The sequence below is a fragment of the Mycobacterium sp. E2238 genome (assembly GCF_001672665.1).
In the GTDB taxonomy this organism is placed as follows: domain Bacteria; phylum Actinomycetota; class Actinomycetes; order Mycobacteriales; family Mycobacteriaceae; genus Mycobacterium.
Window position 1 is genome coordinate 35409 of the sequence record NZ_LZKF01000050.1, and the last position, 21837, is coordinate 57245.

General features: G+C 66.5%; 12 protein-coding genes. 6 read left to right on the plus strand and 6 right to left on the minus strand.

Going from position 1 to position 21837, the window contains the following annotated elements; translation table 11 throughout:
- The first annotated feature begins 23 nt into the window (after window positions 1-23).
- Genes nadD through A5711_RS04080 form a run of 5 tightly spaced genes read left to right on the plus strand, consistent with a single transcriptional unit; the run spans window position 24 to window position 3288 of the window.
- On the plus strand, window positions 24-677 hold the full coding sequence (gene nadD / locus A5711_RS04060) for a nicotinate-nucleotide adenylyltransferase (protein WP_255395923.1): 654 nt from the start codon (window positions 24-26) through the stop codon (window positions 675-677).
- On the plus strand, window positions 674-1063 hold the full coding sequence (gene rsfS, locus A5711_RS04065; protein ID WP_067944263.1) for a ribosome silencing factor: 390 nt from the start codon (window positions 674-676) through the stop codon (window positions 1061-1063). Before nadD ends, rsfS begins: the two co-directional genes overlap by 4 nt.
- The gene (gene gpgP / locus A5711_RS04070; RefSeq protein WP_067944265.1) at window positions 1060-1734 is read left to right on the plus strand and encodes a glucosyl-3-phosphoglycerate phosphatase; all 675 of its coding nucleotides are present in this window, start codon (window positions 1060-1062) and stop codon (window positions 1732-1734) included. The genes rsfS and gpgP overlap by 4 nt, the downstream gene beginning before the upstream one ends.
- Window positions 1724-2461, plus strand: coding sequence for a diglucosylglycerate octanoyltransferase (gene octT / locus A5711_RS04075; protein ID WP_067944267.1), 738 nt, complete (start codon window positions 1724-1726; stop codon window positions 2459-2461). The genes gpgP and octT overlap by 11 nt, the downstream gene beginning before the upstream one ends.
- Entirely contained in the window at window positions 2458-3288 is an 831-nt protein-coding gene (locus A5711_RS04080) for a DegV family protein (RefSeq protein WP_067944270.1), read from the plus strand. Before octT ends, A5711_RS04080 begins: the two co-directional genes overlap by 4 nt.
- On the opposite strand, the gene A5711_RS04085 is transcribed toward A5711_RS04080, so the two are convergent.
- The 6 genes from A5711_RS04085 to A5711_RS04110 form a co-directional block, all read right to left on the minus strand.
- Window positions 3285-6185 carry an RND family transporter gene (locus tag A5711_RS04085; protein WP_067944272.1) on the minus strand — a complete coding sequence of 967 codons (2901 nt, stop codon included), beginning with the start codon at window positions 6183-6185 and terminating at the stop codon, window positions 3285-3287. The genes A5711_RS04080 and A5711_RS04085 overlap by 4 nt on opposite strands.
- Window positions 6182-6649 carry an MmpS family transport accessory protein gene (locus A5711_RS04090; protein ID WP_197501034.1) on the minus strand — a complete coding sequence of 156 codons (468 nt, stop codon included), beginning with the start codon at window positions 6647-6649 and terminating at the stop codon, window positions 6182-6184. The genes A5711_RS04085 and A5711_RS04090 overlap by 4 nt, the downstream gene beginning before the upstream one ends.
- Window positions 6650-6820: 171 nt before the next feature.
- A complete protein-coding gene (locus A5711_RS04095; RefSeq protein WP_067944274.1) occupies window positions 6821-7879 on the minus strand; it encodes a dihydrodipicolinate reductase in 1059 nt (352 codons plus the stop codon).
- A 75-nt stretch (window positions 7880-7954) separates the two neighbouring features.
- Entirely contained in the window at window positions 7955-9055 is a 1101-nt protein-coding gene (gene pe, locus A5711_RS04100) for an acyltransferase PE (protein WP_067944290.1), read from the minus strand.
- Between the two features lie 72 nt (window positions 9056-9127).
- Window positions 9128-12127 carry an RND family transporter gene (locus A5711_RS04105; RefSeq protein ID WP_067944276.1) on the minus strand — a complete coding sequence of 1000 codons (3000 nt, stop codon included), beginning with the start codon at window positions 12125-12127 and terminating at the stop codon, window positions 9128-9130.
- A 76-nt stretch (window positions 12128-12203) separates the two neighbouring features.
- Entirely contained in the window at window positions 12204-13625 is a 1422-nt protein-coding gene (locus A5711_RS04110) for a condensation domain-containing protein (RefSeq protein WP_067944278.1), read from the minus strand.
- A 330-nt stretch (window positions 13626-13955) separates the two neighbouring features.
- On the opposite strand from A5711_RS04110, the gene A5711_RS04115 reads away from it, so the two are divergent.
- Window positions 13956-21837: type I polyketide synthase (locus tag A5711_RS04115; RefSeq protein WP_067944279.1), on the plus strand; the 7882-nt coding region annotated here is incomplete at its 3' end.

The window sequence follows — 21837 nt, forward strand, 5'->3', positions numbered from 1 at the left end:
GCTGGCAAATCGTGCAAAAGCAGCTGCGCAGGCTGGGAGTGATGGGCGGGACGTTTGATCCCATCCATTACGGACACCTGGTTGCCGCGAGTGAGGTCGCCGACCTGTTCGACCTCGACGAAGTGGTGTTCGTGCCCAGCGGTCAGCCCTGGCAGAAGGACCGCCACGTCTCCGCTGCCGAGGACCGATACCTGATGACGGTGATCGCCACCGCGTCCAACCCGCGCTTCTCGGTGAGCCGGGTCGACGTCGACCGTGCCGGGCCCACCTACACCAAGGACACGCTGCGGGACCTGCACGCCCTCAACCCCGATTCGCAGCTGTACTTCATCACCGGGGCCGACGCGCTCGCTTCGATCCTGTCCTGGCAGGGCTGGGAGGAGCTCTTCGAGCTGGCGCGGTTCGTCGGCGTCAGCCGGCCCGGCTACGAGCTGCGCCGCGAACACATCACCGGCGTGCTGGGCGAGCTGGCGGAGGACGTGCTGACGCTCGTTGAGATCCCGGCGCTGGCGATCTCGTCGACCGACTGCCGTTTGCGCGCCGAACAACATCGGCCCCTGTGGTACCTGATGCCCGACGGCGTCGTGCAGTACGTCTCCAAGCGCCGGCTCTATCGCGGCGAACAATCGAAGGACACCGTGAGCCGATCGACCCTGCCCGCCGGGAAGAACACATGACCGCCACGCAGGAGGCGATCGACATGGCGACCGTGGCCGCCGGCGCGGCCGCCTCGAAACTGGCCGACGATGTCGTCGTGATCGACGTGTCCGGCCAACTGGTGATCACCGACTGCTTCGTCATCGCCTCGGCGTCCAACGAGCGGCAGGTCAATGCCATCGTCGACGAGGTCGAGGAGAAGATGCGCAGGGCGGGCTACAAGCCGGCGCGCCGGGAGGGCACCCGGGAGGGCCGCTGGACGCTGCTGGACTACCGCGACATCGTCGTGCACATCCAGCACCAGGACGACCGCGACTTCTATGCCCTGGACCGGTTGTGGGGTGACTGCCCGGTCGTGCCGGTGGATCTGGCCGCGGTTCCCGACGACTCGGCGGGCACGCAATGACGATTCGCCGCCTGATCATGTTGCGGCACGGGCAAACTGAGTTCAACGCAGGCAGCCGCATGCAGGGGCAACTGGATTCCCAACTCAGTGAGCTCGGTCGGGCGCAAGCGATCGCCGCCGCCGAGGTGCTCGGCAAGCTACAGCCATTGCTTATCGTGTCGTCGGATCTGCATCGCGCGTACGACACGGCGATCCGGCTCGGGGAGCGGACCGGCCTGCCGATCCGGGTGGATCCGCGGTTGAGGGAAACCCACCTCGGCGACTGGCAGGGATTGACGCACACCGAGGTCGACATGCAGGCCCCTGGTGCCCGGCTGGCCTGGCGCGAAGACGCCACCTGGGCGCCCCATGGTGGCGAAAGCCGGGTCGACGTCGCCGCCCGCAGCGTGCCGTTGGTTACCGAACTGGTCTGCGGTGAGCCGGAATGGGGTGGACCCCAGCACGCCGATCGGCCGGTGGTGCTGGTGGCCCACGGCGGGCTGATCGCCGCGCTGTCTGCCGCGCTGCTGAGGCTTCCGGTCGCCAACTGGCCGACGCTGGGCGGCATGGGCAATGCCAGCTGGGTGCAGCTTTCCGGCCATTCGGACGACTCGGGGGCGGCTTTCGAGAGCATCCGCTGGCGCCTCGATGTGTGGAACGCTTCGGCGCAGGTGTCCAACGATGTCCTCTGATGCACGGCCCACCCTGCTGATCTTCGCCGACTCGCTGGCCTACTACGGGCCGACCGGCGGCCTGCCCGCCGACGATCCGCGCATCTGGCCCAATATCGTTGCCGCGCAATTGGGTTGGGATGTGGAACTCATTGGTCGCATCGGCTGGACCTGCCGCGACATCTGGTGGGCGGCGACCCAAGACCCGCGTGCCTGGGCAGCGCTGCCCAGGGCCGGCGCCGTCATTTTCGCGACCGGCGGCATGGATTCGCTGCCGTCGGTGCTGCCGACCGCGCTGCGCGAACTGATCCGCTACGTCCGCCCGCCGCGAGTGCGGCGCTGGGTACGTGACGGATACGGCTGGCTGCAGCCCAGGCTCTCGCCGGTGGCCCGGTCCGCGCTGCCTGCGCGCCTGAGCGCCGACTATCTCGAACAGACTCGCAGCGCAATCGATTTCAACCGCCCGGGCATCCCGGTCGTGGCCTCGCTGCCGTCGGTGCACATCGCCGACACCTACGGCAGGGCCCACCATGGCCGCCCGGCGACCGCCGCGGCGATCACCGAGTGGGCGCAAACCCATGACGTTCCCCTAGTCGACCTCAAAGCGGCTGTCGCCGAGCACATCATGAGTGGACGAGGAAATCCCGACGGCATTCACTGGAATTTCGAAGCGCACCAGGCGGTTGCCGAGCTGATGCTGAAGGCGCTCGCCGAAGCCGGCGTAGTGACAGAGAAGCCACGCCCGTGACCGTCATGGTGGTGACCGACGCGTCGGCGCGCTTGCCGGCCGATTTGCTGGAGCAGTGGGCGATGCGGGTTGTGCCGCTGCACATTCTGCTCGACGGCGTCGATTTGCGCGACGGTGTGGACCAGATCCCCGAAGACATCTACAAGCGTCACGCGACCACCGCGGCGGCCACGCCGGCCGAACTGGCCGACGCCTACCAGCAGGCGCTGGCCGACAGCGGCGGGGACGGCGTGGTGGCGGTGCACATTTCGTCCGCACTGTCGGGCACCTGCGGCGCGGCGGAGCGGACCGCGGCCGACCTGGACGCCCACGTACGGGTCGTCGACTCGAAGTCGACCGCCATGGGCACGGGCTTCATCGCGTTGGCCGCCGCGCGGGCCGCTGCCGCCGGCGGTGACCTCGACGCCGTCGCCGCCGCGGCGACCGCGGCCGTACGACAAAGCCACGCGTTCATGGTGGTGCACCGGCTGGACAACCTGCGCCGCAGTGGGCGGATCGGCGGCGCCAAGGCATGGCTGGGCACCGCGCTGGCACTCAAGCCGCTGCTGCGCATCGACGACGGCAAACTCGTTCTGGCCCAACGGGTACGCACCGTCACCCACGCGACGGAGGCGATGATCGACCGGGTCTGCGGGGTCGTCGGCGACAGTCCGGCCGCGCTGGCGGTGCATCACGTCGCCAACCCGGACGGCGCCAAGGAAGTGGCGGCCGAGCTGGCGCGCAGACTACCGGCCTGCGAGCCGGCGATCATCACCCCGCTGGGGCCGGTGCTGGCGTTGCACGTCGGTGCCGGAGCCGTCGCGGTCGTCGTGCAGCTGCCGACTTAAGCGGGCACCGGGCGCCGGGCGTTGTCGCCGCGAGGGTGTACCACCTGCGGCCACCAGAACCACCGTCCCAGCAGCGTCGCGATGGACGGCATCAGCAACGTGCGCACCACCAGCGTGTCGAGCAGCAGACCGATGCACACCGTCGAACCGAACTGACCCAGCACCCGCAAGTCGCTGCCCAACATGGCCGCCATGGTGAACGCGAACACCAGACCCGCCGCCGTCACGACGCCGCCGGTACCCGCCATCGACCGGATGATTCCCGTCTTGAGGCCGGCATGGATCTCTTCTTTGAACCGGGAGACCAGCAACAGGTTGTAGTCGGACCCGACGGCCAGCAGGATGATGACCGACAGCGCCATCACGATCCAGTGGATCCTGATGCCGAACAGGTCCTGCCAAATCAGCACCGAGAGGCCGAACGACGCCGCGATCGAGCTGGCCGCGGTGCCCACGATCACCAGCGCGGCCACCACGCTGCGGGTAAGTATCAGCATGATCATGAAGATCAACGTCAGGGCGGACACCACGGCGATCATCAAGTCGTATTTCTCGCCGTCGGCCATGTCCTTGAACGTCGCGGCGGTTCCGCCCAGGTAGACCCGGGCGTCGGACAGCGACGATTGCTTGAGACCCTCCTGCGCGGCGGTGCGTTCGGCGTCGACTTGCGCGATGCCCTCCGGCGACATCGGATCGCCTTGATGCGTGATGAAGAACCGCGCCGACTTTCCATCCGGCGACAAGAACATCCGAAGGCCGGTCTGGAAATCCGGGTTGTCGAAGGCCTCGGGCGGCAGGTAGAAGAAGTCGTCGTTCTTCGATGCGTCGAAGCTTTGACCCATCACGATCGCGGTGTTGCTCATCGCCTCCATCTGGTCGATCATCGCCTTGAACGTCTGATACAGGGTGAGCGTGATGCCCCTGGTGGTCTTCAGCGTGGTGATCAGCGTGGGAAAGAGCGCGGTCAGGTCGCGTGAGGCTTTGGCGGTGTGGGCGATATCGGTCGTCAGGTAATGGAACTGCTCGGCGAGCTGGTCGAACCCGTCGAACGTGTCGAACAGGGACCGCAACCCGATGCACACGGGAATGTCGTAGCAGTGCCGCTCCCAGTAGAAGTAGGAGCGTACCGGCCGGAAGGTGTCGTCGAAATCCGCGATGTGATCACGCAGGGAATCGGTGATCTGCGACGTCACCGCCGTGGTCTTCGCGCTGTCGTCCGCGGCGTTGGCCAGGTCCTGTGACACCTCGTATTGGCGTTGCGTGGTGTCGATCTGGGTCTGCAGATCGTCGGCCATCCGGAGGATGTCGGCGATGCGCTCCTTGAGGAAGCTCATGTTCTGCATCGTCGTCTGACTCTGGACGCTGTTCTGAAACGGTATCGAGCTGTGCTGGATCGGAATGCCCAGCGGCCGGGTGATGTCCTGGACCATGGCGATGCCCAGCGTGCGCATCTCGTTTTTCGCCACCCGGTCCAGCACCAGCATGTCGGCCGGGTTTCGCATGTCGTGGTCGGATTCGACCATCAACAGGTCGGGGTTCATCCGTGCCTCGGAGAAATGCCGGTTCGCGGCCTCTTGTCCTTGGTTGGACGGGGCCGACAACGGCAGGTAATGGCGGTCGTTGTAGCTCGTGTGGAAGCTCGGCAGGGCGATCATGCCGACCAGCACGACCGCGGCGCTCACGGCCAAAACCGCTGCCGGCCAACGTACTACGGCGGTACCCACCCGGCGCCACAGCCGGCCACGCTTGGCCTGCCGCTCGAACAGGTGGAAGCGGCTGCCGACGAAGACCACCGCGGGCCCCAGCGTGACGCCGGCCAGCACCACGACAATCATGCCGATCGCCACGGGCGCCCCCATGGTGTTGAACCACGGTAGCCGCGAGAAACTGAGGCAATAGGTCGCGCCCGCGATCGTCAGGCCCGACCCCAACACGACCGGGGCGACGCCCTTGAATGTGGTGTAGTACGCGGTTTCTCGGTCCTCGCCCGCGGCCAGCGCCTCCTGATAGCGGCCGATCAGGAAGATGCCGTAGTCCGTCCCCGCGGCGATCGCCAACATGGTGAGGATGTTGGCGGCGAAGGTGGTGAGCCCGAATGCGTTGTGGTACGCGAGAACCGCGACCACCCCCCGCGAACACGCCAGGGCGACAAAGGTCATGAACAGCTGGACCAGCGTGGTGACGATCGACCGGTAGACCAGCAGCAACATGATCGCGATGGCGCCCAGGGTGAACAGCGTGATCTTGGCCAGGCTGGCGTTACCGATGATGTGCATATCGTCGGACAGCGCGGCGGGGCCCGTGACGTAGGCCTTCACGCCGGGTGGCGCCTTGTTCTCCTCGATCACCTTGCGCACCGAGTCCACCGATTCGTTGGCCAGCGTCGTGCCCTGGTTACCGGCGAGGTTCACCTGCACGTAGGCGCTCTTGGCGTCGGCGCTCTGCGCGCCCGCGGCCGTCAGCCGGTCGCCCCAGAAGTCCTGAATGTGCTGAATGTGCTTGGGATCCTGGCGGAGTTGCCGAATCAGCTTGTCGTAGTACTGGTGCGCGTCGGGGCCGAGCGGTTGCTGGCCCTCCAGCACGATCATTACCGTGCTGTTGGAATCGAATTCGTGGAAGTTGTGGCCCAGGCGCATCATCGCCTTCATCGACGGCGCATCCAGCGGGGTCATCGGCGCCGAGTGAGCCTCACCAACTTTTTCCAGTGTCGGAACGATGACATTCACCAGGACCGTGACGAACAACCAAACCAAAATGATCGGCACCGCAAAGATCCGGATCGCATGCGGCAGGTACGGGCGGTGGCCCCGCTCGGCCTTGGACAGGCCCTTGACGTTGATGGGGCCGGTGTCGGCCGCGCTCACGTCGCGCTGGGTCTCGTTGCTCGCGTTGCTCATGCGGACTTCACCAGGCAGAAGGTCTGCGCGTTGTGGCCGTCGGAACTCCGCTGTTCGCGCACGACGCCGTCGACGGTGATCTTGCAGCTGATCTCACCGCTGTCGCTCTGCGCCATGATGTTGGCGCTCACCGAGGGCAAGGTGGTCGAGATGGTGGTCGACCACGGCAGCGGCGCCGCGTTGACCTGATGGGTGTTGGCGTTCTCGTCCCAGTAGTTGATGTTGGCGGTGGCCCCGGGCGGCCCCGTGATGTCGTACACCACGACCTTCGGGTTGAACTGCACGATTTCGATCCCCTTGCCGGCGTTCGCGTTGAGATCCTGCGAGCCGAAAATCTTGTGGAGCCGCGACACGATCAACGCCGAAAGGGCCAAGACCACCACCAAAAGCAGCGGTATCCACACCCGTTTCAGGACGCGGGTTACGGTGCCGGTACGTGGACCCGATTCTGGACTAGCCACCACCTGACCGCCTTCCGCATTACCGCCACCCCGGCGCTGCCGCAAAGCTCACCTACGTCGCCGACGACACCGATGTCCCTCGACAATTTGCTCAGCTAAGCACTCTAAACCTTAGTGCACGCAAGCGTTCCTCCGGGTGCCTCCGATGTGGCGAACCGCATATGGTTCGGGCCCTTACCGGGCCACCCGGCCGGTGACCGGCGGCAAATCGGCAAGCGTCACGATCCCGGGCTCGGCCGCGACCACAGCCGGGACCGCATTGGTCACCGGCATCGCCGTGTAGATCATTCCCAACCCCATGAAGCCGGGTTCCGTCCAATCCTTCGGCGGCAGGCAGTGCAGCACGGTCCGCATGTTGGGCAGCCCGTACACCTGGATGACGTGGCCGTGCTCCAGCGGCTTGGGCGGCACCACATGATTGCCCATGGTCCAGTTGAACCCCACGCTGACCACGTTGCGGTCGCCCTGCCAGCCGCGGTGGTATCCATAGACACCGCCGACCGTTCCCGCGGGGATTGTCATGAAGCCCAGATCCGAATCCCCGGTGGCCGCGGTGAAGGTCACGTCGAAGGTCATCCGGTCCAGCTTCGCCCCGATCGCGTCGGCCATCATGGCGGCCGATTCGGCGAAGACCTCGCTTTCGCGCCGCACGCTTTCCGCCAGCCCCGGAGTTTCGGGATCCTGCGAGAAGCCCATCGCCGTCTGCGTTTCCGCTGATTCGTAGGTGGAGCAATCCACCGACTCGGTGATCCGGATTTCGTCGACGCGTTCGCACGCGCCGCTGAGCACCATGCCCACCATGTTCGTCATGCCCGGGTGCGCGCCGCTGCCGAAGATCGTCGAACCGCCTCGTTTGCACGCATCCGCGATGCGTTCGCGGTCCGCGGGCGTCTGCTTGCCGCCGGTAATCCAGGCCGCGCTGGAACACACGTTGACGCCCGCTTCCAGCAAGCGCACCAGCTCATCGATGTTGGGCCACAACGGGTTATAGCAGCACGCGTCGGCGCCCAGGGCGAGGAGCGCGTCGATGTCGTTCGTCGCGCGCACGCCGGTCGGTTCCGGCCACCCGGCCAGTTCGGCGGCATCCACGCCGACCTTGTCCGCCCCGTGCGCGTACACCCCGACCAATTCCATGTCCGGCCTGCCGATGATGGCATGCAGCGAACGCCGCCCGATGTTTCCGGTCGTCCACTGGATGACGCGCAGGGGGCGGTCCGTCGGGGGCTTGCTCATCGCGTCTCCTTTGACGTGGGCGGATTTGGGTCATTATCGCCGCCGTGCGCCCGGGCGTGTCTACACCCTTGAAGGTCAGCGGTTGCCGGGGTTCAGCGCGGCCATGGCGCTGGACATCAGCTGCGAAAAGGGATCGCCGCCCCCGCCGAAGGTGGCCTGACTGGCCGGTGCGATCACGGCCGCGGGGTCGAAGCCCCGCACCGGATCCACTTGAAGCGGAGCGGTGAGCGGGTCGTCGTTGCGCGAGTAGCCCGCGTTCACCATCGGGGTCAACTCCGCGTCGAGTTGGTTCAGCACGTCTTCCGGCACGCCCAGGTAGCCCAGGGGCAGTACCAGCGGGAGGTGCCTTTCGGGGATCAGATACGTCGTTGTCTTCGCGCCCCTGGAGTTGACGGTCGTCCTGATGTTCTGCGGCGGCACCATGCTCGGGTCGGTGAACGCGACGGCGGTATGACCGGTTGCTTCGCCCACCAGCGTGTTGGCCAGCGCTAACAGGTTGTCCGGCCGGTCCGGAAAGTCGGCGATCATGTCGTATGCGGCGACGAAGGCCTTGGTGTCGTATTGGCTTTCCACGGGGGGCGGTATGCGGTAGTCCATTGCGGGAACGACGGCGCCGACCGGAAAGAAGGAGGTCAGGAAGCTCTCGCCGAAGGCGTGATGCCCGACCGGGTTGCCAAATGTGCTGAACACCAATTGGTTTGGTGGGGGAGCGGTCGGATCGTTCGCGAGCCTGGCCTGCTCGGCGTCAACCACGAGCGAACCCTCGGACAGGCCGATGGCGGCTCCGGGCCCACCCCTGCGGATCGCCGCATCCAGGTTTTCGGTCCCGACGGCGACCGACTCGCCGACGCTGGGGCCGTCCACGCCTAGCCCCGGGAAGGCTTCATCCAGCCGGCCAATCCCCGGAAAGAGCCGTTCGAGCACGTGGCCCTGGACCTGCCCGGCCGGGTAGGCCACGATTTCTCGCTTCAGGCTGGGAAACCAGCCGGCACCCAGGCGCCTGCCGTACTCGTCGTAGGGAATGCCCGGAACGTGAGCGCCGCCCAGGGCGTACGCGGTGCCGTCACCGGGCGTACGGTCGCCTGGCGCGTCATCGGCCGCCGCCATCCCGAGGCCGAAATATCCTGTGACGCCGAGGGTTACCACAGCGGTAGCCCCTGCGAGTAGTTTCTGCATCGCCACGTCCCGCCTGCCCGACTTGGTCTCGTAGTGTCGCATATCGCTCGTCGGCCTCGCGGCTGACGGGTATTAGTCCGCGCTTCCGGCCGGTGAGCGGGATCGCGACCGCTGCGCTCCCGGTCGTGACGGCCACCAGCTGGCCCGCCCGACCAGCGTAGCCAACGCGGGAACCGTTATGGTGCGGACCAGAAAGGTGTCGAGCAAGATTCCGATCCCGATCACGAAGCCACCTTGGACGACGGTGCCGATGCTGGAAAACACCAGGCCCCACATCGAGGCGGCGAAGATCAAACCCGCCGCGGTGATCACGCCGCCGGTCGAACTCAACGCGCGAATGACGCCGTAACGCATGCTGTGCGGGGATTCGTCACGCATTCGCGAGACGAAAAGCATATTGTAATCGGCTCCGACGGCGACCAATACCACGAAGGCCAATGGCGGGACGCTCCAATGCAATTGCTGGCCCAGTAGGAATTGAAACGTCAGGACGCCGATACCCACCGCCGACAAGTAAGAAATAACGACGGAAGCGACCAGATACAGCGGCGCGACGACCGCACGCAGCAGCGCGACCAGCGTCATCAGCACGACGATGATGGTGACGACAATGATGAACTTGATGTCGTGTTCATAAAAGTCTCGGGTGTCCCGCAGCGTGACCGGATATCCGGCCATCGATATCGACGCATCCGCCAATGACGTATTCGGTTGGGCTCCGCGGGCGGTATCGCTGATCGCACTGACCTGATCCATCGCCTCGGCGCTGAACGGGTTGAGTTTGGTCTGCACCAAATACCGCACCGAATGCCCGTCGGGCGAAATGAACGCCTTGGCGGCCTTCTTGAACTCTTCCATGTGCAGCAGCTGCGCCGGAACGTTGAACCCCGCCATCGACGGTTCGGCCGCGTCGCGTTTCAGCGTGAGGAGGAACGCCGACGCCTCGCCTAGCCCCGTGCCCATCTGTTTGATCTGGTCGACGAGATGGTCCACCCCGTCAGCCACTTGCCGGCTTCCGCTGGCGAACCGGTCAGCGCCTTGTTGCAGGTGGTTCAGGTCGGCCTGCAGGCCACCGGGCTGGTCCAGACCCATGGCATGCAGCGCCTTGACGAAGTTGGCGAGCGCGCCGCGAAGGTGATCCACCGACGCGTTGAGGGTCTGCCGGTCTTGGAACGCCTGGAGTTGTCCCGCCAGATCATTGATCTGGTCGAGGCTTCCGTCGCCACGCGCATTGACCACGCGCTCGAATTGGGCTCGGGTGGCGCTGCAGGAGGGATCGGCATCGCAAACCTGATTGCCCTCGAGCGCCGCCAGCACCGGAGCCACCCAGGCGAACATGTCCTTGACGGCGGCGAAGTTGACGCCGATGGTATGGCCGAGGGAATTGATGCTGCTGACGAGCTTGGCGGCGGTGACGACCTCCTTGACCAACTTGTCGCCGCCGTATTGGCTCCTCATCGAAGTGAAAGCCTCTGTCAGGCCTTGCATCCCGGCGACCATCTGGTTGACCTGGCCTCGCACATCGCCGAGGTTGTCGGCCAGCGTGTTGGCCCCGGCGAGCAGTCGGTTGAGATCATCGGCGTGATCGCTGATCAGAGCCGAACCGGCACCCAGGCGAGCGCCGATAGCGCCGGCCTGGTAGGTGGCCCTGAACTGCTCCGGCACCGTGCCCGCCGGGCGGGTCACGCCGCTGACCGCGGCGATGTTCGGCAGTTGGCTAACTCGGTCGGCCATCTGCTCCAGATCCGCAAGCGCCCGCGGCGTGCGCAGGTCATGCGGTGACTGGATAAGGATGTATTCGGGAATGGACTGATTGACCGGGAAGTGGCGATCCAGCGCGGCATATCCGATCGAACTCGGTGCCGACGATGGCAGGGCCTTGCGGTCGTCGTAGTTGTAGCGCACCAGGCCCGCACAGCTGGCGAGGATGATCAGCACCAGCACGCTGGCCACCAGATGAACCCTGGGCCGGCGCACGATGCGTATCCCCGAACGTCGCCAGAACCGGGCGGTCAGTTCGCGTGGGGGCTTGACCCAGCCGCGTGGCCCGGCCACCACCAGGATGGCGGGCAGCAAGGTCATCGCCGCGAGGAAGGCGACACCGATCCCGATGGCCGACGAGACACCCACCGTGGAGAACACGCCCATCCGGGCGAAACTTATTCCGAGAAAGGTGATTCCGACCGTGGCCGCGGATGCGGCGATCACTTTTCCGATCGAGCTGAGCGCTCGCCGCACGGCTTCGTCGAAGTCCGCCCCACGCCGCAGATAGTCGTGGTAGCGGCTGATGAGGAAGACCGCGTAGTCGGTTCCCGCGCCGGCGATGATCGCGCTCAAGAAGACGATGGACTGGTTCGAAACGCCCAGGCCGCCGATTTCCGAGATGCCGGCGACGACGGCCTGCGCGATCACCATCGACGCCCCGATGGCGAGGAGCGGCAGCAGCATGGTGAGTGGGTTGCGGTAGACCACCAGCAGGACGACCAGCACCAGGGCGGCGATCGCAAGTTCGATCGGAAGGCGATCCCGCTCGCCCGCAACGGTGAGGTCGCTGACGGTGGCCGCGGGTCCGGTCAGATTCGCGGTCAACGGGGATCCGGCCACATTGTGTTTGACGATGTCCGCAACGCGGAGGTAAGCGGCATAGGACTTTGGCGTGCCCAATTCGCCCGCGAGGCCGACCGGCAGCACCCAGGATTTGCGGTCCTTACTGGTCAACACCGGACGCAGGGGCGGCGTGCTGACGAAATCCTGCAACATCAGCACGTCTCGCCGGTCGTCGTGCAGGGCGGTCACCAGCCTGTGGTAGGTGGCTTCGTCGGCCGGCCCAAGACCTTTTTCATCGGCGAGGACCACCAGCAGCAGGTTTTCGGCGCCCGACTCGTGAAACGCCTCGGTCATCTTCCGGGCGGCCACGCTCGAGGGCGCGCCGCTCGGCAGCATCGCGAGCGGGTGCTTCTGCGCCATCTGGTTCAGGGGCGGGAACGTCAGCGGTAGTGCGACCGCGATCAGGACCCAGAGCCCTATGACGACCCCGGGCCAACGCACCACAAGATCAGCTAGCCGTCGCACATCGACCTCTCTGCGCACCCGGCCGCGTGCGCAGGCCGAGCCCGGAGAAAATCAGTAGCCACCGTACTGCTCCCGGCTAGGCAACGCGCCCCCAATGCCCGCTATCGGCGACCCGCATGCATACGGACTTCATCGCTGCGACATACCGGGCGACTGATTTTCGGGCAACCGCGTTGTCTGGAAACATTATCGCCATGACGGTGCCTTCCTCGTAGCGGAAGGTATAGATCGTTAGCTGATACGAATATCTTCCGTCGGAGTAGATCCCAATGTTGTTGGTGTAGCCCATCTCCGCTGCCGCGAGCACTGCGTTCATCGGAGCGGCATCCCCATGCAAGAAATTTGTCACGGGAAAGTTAGGGCGGGGCCTGCTGAGCCACGGTGCCAATTCCAGCACGCGGTAGTACGGGACTTTCGCCATGTTCAGTCCCGAGTCAAAAGAACTCTGCGCCGCCCAGGCGGCGTCACTAAAGGACGCGGCGGCAATCGGCACGGTGATCGGAACCAGGCCGGTAAACCAACCCTGGGTCATGAAGTTGTCTGAAGTCTTTCGTGTATCTCTGGGGGTGAGTCCGTAATACGTGGTAGCACCCGTGAATTCGTGCTCCACCTGGGCGAGGCAGGCGAACAAGCCGCCGACGAAGCGCGCACCCGCCGCCGAGCACGCCGCTTCGAATCTCGCGGTTTGTTGCGCGTCCATCAGGGTGTCCGTGATCATCTCACTCTTGGTGGGCTCCAACGGATTACCCAGTGGCAAAGGGAACTCCGGCAGGCTTCCATCGTTATTCTCGGCGAAGTCGATCCACGCGCGTACCTGCGGGGAATCCAGGGTCAATTCTGACGTGTACCGGCGCTCTTCGGCGCAGAAATCGTCAAAGCTGCCGGCGGCGGGCAGCGCAAGGGGCCCGGCGCCACCCGTCAACGCCATGTACATCGCGTGCGACTCCACCATCGTGATGCCGATCAGCGCCGCGTCCCCGTGGACGTGGTCGATGCTCGCGTAGAAGGTGAAGTGATTCTCGTTTTGGATAATCCCGAAGCTGAAGCACTCCCATTGCAGCGGATCGGGCGTGGCCACCACATGGTCGTGCAAGTCGTCAACGGCCATTTCGCCGTGGTCGGTGGGCGCGAATTCGATATCGGCGGGATCGTCGATGGTATGCCGAATGATGTCTCCGGCGTCGGTGTGTTCAAACCAGCTGCGGTACGTGTCATGCCGGCGCAAATAAGCGTTGAGCGCGTCATTCATGGCGGAGATGTCGCACCGCCCGGGGACTTCGCAGGTCGCGATGATTTGCCGTGAATAGTCCAGACCCGAGGTCGTTTGCCGGTGATAACCCCGAAGATGCTGGCTCTGCATGTAGCTGACGGGCACCGGGCTGACCGGCGCTAGCCGGGCCCTTTCGCGGGCGGCGGGCGTCGGGTGCCAGGAGATGACAACGCCTGGGCTCGGCCTCCAATCACGGATTGAGCCGATGGTGATTTTCCCGATGCGCAATGTTTTCTCCTCGTTCCGGAGGGCCTGCAGTTCCGGCCGGCCGGTGGCGAGACCAAGATAGCTTCTCTGGCACCCACCGTCCCCGACATGCCGGGCCGGAGGTGCTCAGCGACGGGTGGGGCTACCGACTAGGGTGTTGGGCGGCCCGGCGTGGGACGCAGTCTGGCATCCGGCGACACTACTCGCCGCGGGGGGAACGATTCTCCTGCGTATCGGGTCGGCATGTGGTGCAGTGGTCGGGTCACTCGGTTTGGTCCGGAGCTACGGACCCGTCGCCGGAGGCCGGCCCCGGGGATCTACCTACGCGGGTCGATGCGAGAGGACAGATGCATGGGAACCGCCGAAGCTTCAGCAGAGAAGGCATCGGGTTTCGCAATAGTCGGCTACGCAGCACGTGTTCCGGGTGCTGCCGACGCGTCGGAATTCTGGGACGTGCTGCGGCACGGGCGTGATGCGGTGTCAGAGGTGCCCAGGGACCGCTGGGGTGTCGAGGAATTCTTCGACCCCGATGCCGACGCGCCCGGAAAGATTGTGAGCCGCCGGGCGGGCTTCGTCGACGACGTAGTGGGGTTCGACGCGCCGTTCTTCGGGGTGTCGGCGCGTGAGGTCATGCTAATGGACCCGCAGCATCGGCTGTTGCTGGAGACGGCTTGGCAGGCGGTGGAGCATTCGGGCACGGCCCCAACGGCTTTGGCGAATACCAACACCGGGGTTTTCATCGGTCTATCCACCCATGACTACCTGGCGATGGTCTCGGACGAGCTGAACTACGACGCGATCGACGCTTACATGGCGATCGGGACGGCGGCTGCCGCGGCGGCCGGCCGGATCAGTTACCGGTTGGGGCTGCAGGGCCCGGCCGTCACGGTCGACACCGCGTGCAGTTCGTCGTTGGTGGCGGTCCATCAGGCTTGCCAAGCGCTGCGGCTGGGGGAATGTGACCTCGCACTGGCCGGCGGTGCGAATGTCCTGCTCAGCCCGGCCACCATGATGACCTTTTCGCGGGCGCACATGCTCGCGCCGGATGGCCGCTGCAAGACATTCGACGCGGCCGCGGACGGCTACGTGCGCGGTGAGGGTTGCGGTGTCGTCGTCCTGAAACGGCTCGACGACGCGATCCGCGACGGTGACCGGATTCGGGCCGTGATCCGCGGCAGCGCGGTGAATCAGGACGGCGCGTCGGGCGGATTGACCGTCCCGAACGGTGTGGCCCAGCAGCGCGTCATCGCCGAGGCGTTGAAGCGGTCCGGCGTCTCAGCCTGCGACGTCGGATATCTGGAGGCGCACGGCACCGGGACGTCGCTGGGCGACCCGATCGAAGTCCAGGCCGCGGCCGCGGTACTCGGCGAGGGCCGCGATGCGGCTCGCCCGCTGCTGATCGGATCGGTGAAAACCAATATCGGGCATCTGGAAGCCGCCGCGGGGATCGCCGGGATCATCAAGGTCGTCCTGTCGCTCGAGCACCAGGTCTTGCCGAAGCACCTCAACTTCGAGAATCCATCGCCCTACATTCCGTGGGATCGGCTTGCGGTGCGGGTGGTGGACGAGGCCACCAGCTGGGAGCGCAACGGGCGGCCCCGCGTTGCGGGGGTCAGTTCGTTCGGATTCTCCGGGACCAACGCGCACGTCATCCTCGAGGAAGCGCCCCAGCTCGCTGTGTCCGCGGGACCCGTCGCGACCGAGGACCGAAGGTTCGGCGTGCTGCCGCTGTCGGCGCGCACGCCCGCGGCCTTGGCGCAGCTCGCCGAGCGATACCGCAGTTGGTTGAGCGCGCACCCGGAAACCAGCCTGTCGGAACTGTGCTTCACCGCGGGCGTCGGACGAGCCCACTTCGAGCACCGCGCCGCGTTGGTGGTCAATTCGACGGAGTCCGCCGCCGAACTGCTCGGGGCGCTCGCCGACGACCGTCCCGCGCCGGGCTTGGTGCGGGGAACGTCCGATGACAGGCCGAAGACGGCGTGGTTGTTCCCGGGTCAGGGCAGCCAGTTCGCCGGCATGGCCCGGGAGTTGTTCGAGACCGAGCCGGTGTTCGCCGAAACGATGAACCGATGCGCGCAGGTTGTCGATAGCGTGCTCGAAAAGCCAATGCTGGACGTCATTTTCGACTCCGGTTCGGAAGATCTCCGGCAGACGAACTACGCCCAGCCCGCGTTGTTCGCCGTGGAGATGGGCCTGGCGAGGCTCTGGCAGTCGTGGGGCCTGGAACCCGACGTGGTGCTTGGTCACAGCGTCGGCCAGTATGCCGCCGCATGCGTCGCCGGCGTGTTCAGCCTCGAGGACGGAGCGTTGTTGCTCGCCGAACGCGGCCGCCTCTTCGGCGGTTTGCCGCCGGGCGGTCGGATGGTCGCGGTTTTCGCCGACGCGGAGCGTGTCGAGGGCTTCACCGACGAGTTCCCGCGGCTCTCGGTGGCCGCCTACAACGGTGCCAATACCGTGCTGTCGGGACCCGCGGAGGATCTGGACCGGGCGGTGGCCACCTTGACCGCCGATAATGTTCGCTGCGAGGTGCTGGACACCAGCCACGCGTTCCATTCGGCGCTGCTGGACCCGGCCCTCGATGAATTCGAGTCGTATGCCGGCCGATTCGAATTCCGCTCACCACAACGGACTCTGGTGTGCAACCGCACGGGCGCCGCCCTCGGCCGGAACGCGAAACTCGATGGCCCGTATTGGCGCCGCCATGCGCGCCAGCCGATCGAATTCGCCAAGAGTGTGGCCACCCTGGCCGATCTCAGCTGCGCCATGCTGCTGGAGGTGGGTCCGCAACCGGTGCTCACCGCCGCGGCGGTGCGGGCGTGGCCCGACCCGGCGGCGGCGCCGCGGGCGATCGCGTCATTGCGCCGAAACGGCGGCGACCACCGCCAGATCATCGAGGCCCTCGCCACCGCCTACACCGGCGGTCACCTGCCCGACTTCGGCGCTCTGCAGCAGGGGCCGACGCGCAAGCTCGATCTGCCCACGTATCCGTTCCAGCATCGCCGGTACTGGTTCCGGGACACCGACGTTGCGCCCAGCCAGGCGTCCGGGAAAACCGATGCCACGCGCACCGAAGCCGTCCAGCTCCTCGAGGACGGCCGGATCGAGGAACTTGCCGCGCTGATCGACGGTGCGAACGCCAGCCGGCAGACCACCGAGGTGTTGACCAGGCTTGCGCAACAACACAATCAACAGCGGGAAACCGAGTCCATCGGGGACGCTCGGTACGAGATCCGTTGGGAGAAGTCGGTTGCCGTGGCCGCGCGCGCCGGCACCGTCTCCTGGCTGTTGATCGGCGATGACGCCGAAGCGGTCGCACCGCTGGTCGACTCGCTGACCGCGCAGGGTCAGCCGTTCCGGATCGTCGGGCTCCCGGTATCCGACGCCGACGAGGAACGGCTCGAATCGACGCTGCGCGCCGCTGCGGCAGAGCAATCGGCGCTACGCATCCTGCACTGCGCAGGCCTCGATCGGGGCAATGCGCCATCGATGCGCTCCTTGTTGCGGATGCAACACCATGTTCTGGGTGGAACGCGGCGCCTCTTCCGCGCCGCGGCCGCCGCCGAAATCCGCGCACCCATCTGGCTGATAACCCGTGGCGCGCAACGCGTCACCGCGGCCGACAGCGTACGGCCCGCGCAGTCCTGTCTGTGGGGGTTCGGCCGCGCCGCTTCCCTGGAGCATCCGCAGTTGTGGGGCGGCCTGGCTGATCTGTCCGAAGGTACTGCCGATGAGTGGACCCGGTTGATCGCCCAGGTGGCCGCGGCGCCGCGGGGCGAAGACCAAGTCGCGCTGCGGGGCGAAGGTGTCTTTGTTGCCCGGCTGAGCCGGCGCGAAGGGCGGCCGATCGCGGCCCCGCTCGAGTTGCGTGCCGACGCCACCTATTTGGTCACCGGTGGATTGGGCGCGGTGGGACTCGAAATCGCCGGATACCTGGCCGCGCACGGTGCCGGGCATCTGGTATTGACGGGCCGGCGCTCGCCCAGCGATGCAGTGCAACGGCGCATCGATGCCGTGCGCGAACTGTACGGATGCCAAACGCGGGTCATCACAGCCGATGTCGCCGATCCGCACGACGTTGCCCGCCTGCTGGCCACCGTGGAGGCAGAACTACCGCCGCTCGCCGGGATCGTCCATGCCGCCGGGGAGATCGGAAACACGCCGCTGCGCCAGTTGGACGATGCCGAAGTGGATCGCGTGTTCGCGGGAAAGGTCTGGGGCGCTTGGCATTTGAGCGAAGCCGCTGCGGACCTGCCGCTCGACTTCTTCCTCAGCACGTCCTCGATCGCCTCGGTGTGGGGCAGCTTCGGCCAGACCGCCTATGGCGCGGCCAACGCCTTCCTGGACGGATTGTCGTGGCGGCTCCGCGAGCAGGGTGTCGCTGCGGTGAGCGTCAACTTCGGTCCGTGGACGGCCGGCATGGCCGACGAAGACGCGCGTGCGCGACTCGAGCAACGCGGGGTCCGCACATTGCCGCCCGCGGACGCTCTGGCCGGAATGGCCGAGCTCATGGTCGCTTCTGCGACACAAGGGGTGGTGGCTCGCATCGACTGGTCCCGTTTCCTGCCGCTCTATCAGCAGGCGGGCAAGCGGTCCTTCCTCGAGGAGCTCGGACGCGAAGTGCCCGAGTCGGTGACGGCACCGGAACCTTCGTCAGGGCCCACGCGGTTCGTGGAGCAGCTCACCGTTGCCCCCGCGCAGCAGCGGAAGAAGCTTCTGGTCGATTACCTGCGCGAGGTGGTCGCCGAGGTGACGCGGATCGACGCGGCGGAGATTCGCGAGGAGGCCGGATTCTTCGACCTCGGCATGGATTCGCTGATGGCGGTCGAATTGCGGCGCCGCGTGGAACATGCGGTGGGCAAGGAACTGCCGGCAACCCTGGCGATGGACTATCCGCGCGTCAGCGACGTGGCGGAATATCTGCTCGCCGATGTCCTCGGCCTCACCGCGCAGGCGGCCGCCAAGGCGGCCGCCCAGCCGCCGGCGGTGTCGACCGGGTCCGCGGACGAGCCGATCGCGATCGTCGCGGTGGCGTGCCGCTTTCCGGCCTCGCCCGATCCCGAAACGTATTGGGACGTCCTGTCCGGTGCCGTCGATGCGATCCGGGAGATCCCGGATGACCGCTTCGAGATCGACGAGTACTACGACCCGGATCCTGAGACACCGGGCAAGATCTACAGCCGCAACGGCGGATTCCTGGACGGGATCGGCGAATTCGATCCGGAGTTCTTCGGTATCTCGCCGCGCGAGGCGTTGTGGATGGACCCGCAGCAACGGTTGATGCTCGAGATCGCTTGGGAAGGCCTCGAACGCGCGGGGTATTCCCCTGCCGCCCTGCGTGGTAGCCGAAGCGGCATCTTCGTGGGCGTGGCCGCCAACGAATATTCCCACCTGCTGTCGCGGGACTCCGTCGAGAGCATCGAAGCTCACTTCATTACCGGCAACGCGCTCAATGCCATCGCGGGTCGGGTGGCCTTCGTGCTCGGGCTGGAAGGACCGGCCGTGGCGGTGGACACCGCGTGCAGCTCCTCGCTGGTGGCCGTCCATCAGGCCTGCCAGGCGTTGCACTCCGGTGACTGCGATCTCGCGCTGGCCGGCGGGGTGAACGTCTTGCTGAGCCCCGCCTCGATCGTCGCCGCCTCCCGCGCCCGGATGCTGTCACCGGACGGAAGGTGCAAGACCTTCGACGCCGCCGCCGACGGCTATGTGCGCAGTGAAGGTTGCGGCGTTCTGGTGCTCAAGAGGCTGAGCGATGCGCAGCGCAGCGGCGACCGCATCTGCGCGGTCATCCGGGGCAGCGCGGTCAATCAGGACGGCGCCTCCAGCGGTTTGACGGTACCGAACGGGGGTGCGCAGCAACGGCTTATCGCCGCGGCCCTCAGTCGTGCCGGTGTTGCCGGTAAAGACATCGACTACCTCGAGGCGCACGGGACGGGTACCTCGCTGGGTGACCCGATCGAGGTGCAGGCCGCCGCGGCCGTCTACGGCGACGGCCGTGACCCGAACCGGCCCTTGCTCATTGGATCGGCGAAGACGAACCTCGGTCACCTCGAGTCGGCCGCGGGGGTCGCGGGTTTGATCAAGGTGGTGTTGTCTCTGCAGCACGAGCTATTGCCGCAGAACCTGCATTTCCAGAATCCGTCGCCGCATATTCCGTGGGACTCCTTGCCGGTGCGGGTCGTCGACAGGGCGATCCCCTGGCAGGCCAACGGCAGGCCCCGCCGGGCGGGAGTGAGCTCGTTCGGGTTCACCGGCACGAACGCCCATGTGCTGATCGAGGAGGCACCTGCGCAAGCGGTGGCCGGCGACCCGCCGGACGGTGATGCGATGGCGGAGCCGGGCGCCTCGGATGACCGGATCGGCGTGCTTCCCTTGTCGGCACGCTCGCCGCAGGCGTTGGCGGCGTTGGCGCAGCGCTACGGCACGTGGCTGGACGCACATCCCGAGGTCGACATCGCCGACGTGTGCTTCACGGCCGGGGTGGGCCGTTCGCATTTCGAACACCGCGCCGCGCTGGTCGTCGATTCCGTCAAGGGAGCCCGTGACGTATTGGCCGAATTGGCCGAGAGCCGGGTGCGACCGGGTGTGCTGCGCGGCGAGTGTGCCGACCCGCCGAAGTCGGCGTGGCTCTTCACGGGGCAGGGCAGCCAGTACCCGGGGATGGCTCGCGAATTGTTCGACGCGGAGCCGGTATTCGCCGAAACGGTGACGAGGTGCGCGGAGGCGGTCGACGGTCTACTGCCGCGCCCGCTGCTGGAGGTGGTGTTCGATGCCGACCGGGGCAGCGGGGGAGACGCGTTGCGGCACACCTCCTTTGCTCAGCCGGCGCTCTTCGCCGTCGAGATGGGCCTGGCCCGGTTGTGGCAGTCGTGGGGCATCGAACCCGATGTGGTGCTTGGGCACAGCGTCGGCCAGTACGCGGCGGCGTGCGTGGCCGAGGTGTTCAGTCTCGAGGACGGGGCACGGTTGATGGCCGAACGCGGCCGGCTCTTCGGCAGTCTGCCCGAGGGCGGCCGAATGGTGGCGGTGTTTGCCGACGCCGAGGAGGTGGAGAGCGCCGCCAAGCAGTCCGCCGGCGTTTCGGTCGCCGCCTACAACGGCCGCAACACCGTGCTGTCGGGCCCGGGCGCCGATCTGGAAAGGATCGTCGCGGTCTTCAGCGATGACGGGATCCGCTGCACCTGGCTGGACACCAGCCACGCATTCCACTCGGAGCTGCTGGAGCCGGCGCTCGACGAATTCGAGTCGTATGCGGCGCGGCTGCAGTTCGCCATCCCGACACGGCCGCTGGTTTGCAACCGCACCGGCGCCGTGCTCACGGCGGAAACCGCGCTGGACGCGCAATACTGGCGGCGGCATTCTCGCCAACCGGTGCAGTTCACGGAAAGCGTCCGCACGCTGGCGGCGCTGGGATGCTCGGTGTTGATGGAGATCGGACCGCAGCCGATTCTGACCGCAGCCGCGGTGCAGGTCTGGCCGGAACACATGCCGGCACCGCGGGCGATCGTTTCCCTCCGTAAGGGCGCTGACGCCCGGCGCCAGATGGCCGAAGCGCTCGCCGCCGCGTATGTCGCCGGGCATCGGCCCGAGTTCGCCGCCCTGGACCGACTCCCACGCCGCAGGCTCGACCTGCCCACCTATCCGTTCCAGCGCCGTCACTTCTGGCCCAAAGTGTCCGGGGTGGCGGGCAACGAGGCTCAGGGCGGCGCGGTATCCGCCATCTTGGGCGCGGAAAAGGACCTCGCCTCGGGTGACGTCGTCTATACCAGCCGGTTGTCCGTCAAGTCGCAGCCGTGGCTGTCCCATCACGTCATTTATGGCACCGTCGTCGTTCCGGGCGCGACGTATGCGGCGATGGCCCTCGCGGCGGTTGGAACCCCGGCTCACGTGCGAGACGTCTTCTTCTACGAGCCGATCATTCTGCCCGACAAGCAATCTCGTGAGGTGCAGCTGACATTGCATCCCTCCGAGGACCGCGGTGGCTGGACCTTCCAAGTGCACAGTCGCCCCTTCGGCGTCCGCGATGCCGAGTGGGCGCTGAACGCCGACGGCGCCGTCCTCCCCGGTGTCGGCGAAGAGCCGGACGTTGACTCGGCGGAACCTGTCGAGGCGGCGATCGAGCGGTTGAACCGCACCCGTCCGCAGCAGCTGTTCGACACCTTCGCCGACATGGAGCTGGCGTGGGGACCCACCTGGTCGACATCCCTGAAATCGCTTTGGGTGGGCGAAGGTGAGG

What these genes read in the sequence shown, in the direction of transcription:
- octT (WP_067944267.1), top strand. Translation starts at nt 1,724, where the DNA reads ATGTCCTCTGATGCACGGCCCACCCTGCTGATCTTCGCCGACTCGCTG.
- gpgP (WP_067944265.1), top strand. Translation starts at nt 1,060, where the DNA reads ATGACGATTCGCCGCCTGATCATGTTGCGGCACGGGCAAACTGAGTTC.
- A5711_RS04085 (WP_067944272.1), bottom strand. Translation starts at nt 6,185, where the DNA reads ATGAGCAACGCGAGCAACGAGACCCAGCGCGACGTGAGCGCGGCCGAC.
- pe (WP_067944290.1), bottom strand. Translation starts at nt 9,055, where the DNA reads ATGCAGAAACTACTCGCAGGGGCTACCGCTGTGGTAACCCTCGGCGTC.
- A5711_RS04095 (WP_067944274.1), bottom strand. Translation starts at nt 7,879, where the DNA reads ATGAGCAAGCCCCCGACGGACCGCCCCCTGCGCGTCATCCAGTGGACG.
- rsfS (WP_067944263.1), top strand. Translation starts at nt 674, where the DNA reads ATGACCGCCACGCAGGAGGCGATCGACATGGCGACCGTGGCCGCCGGC.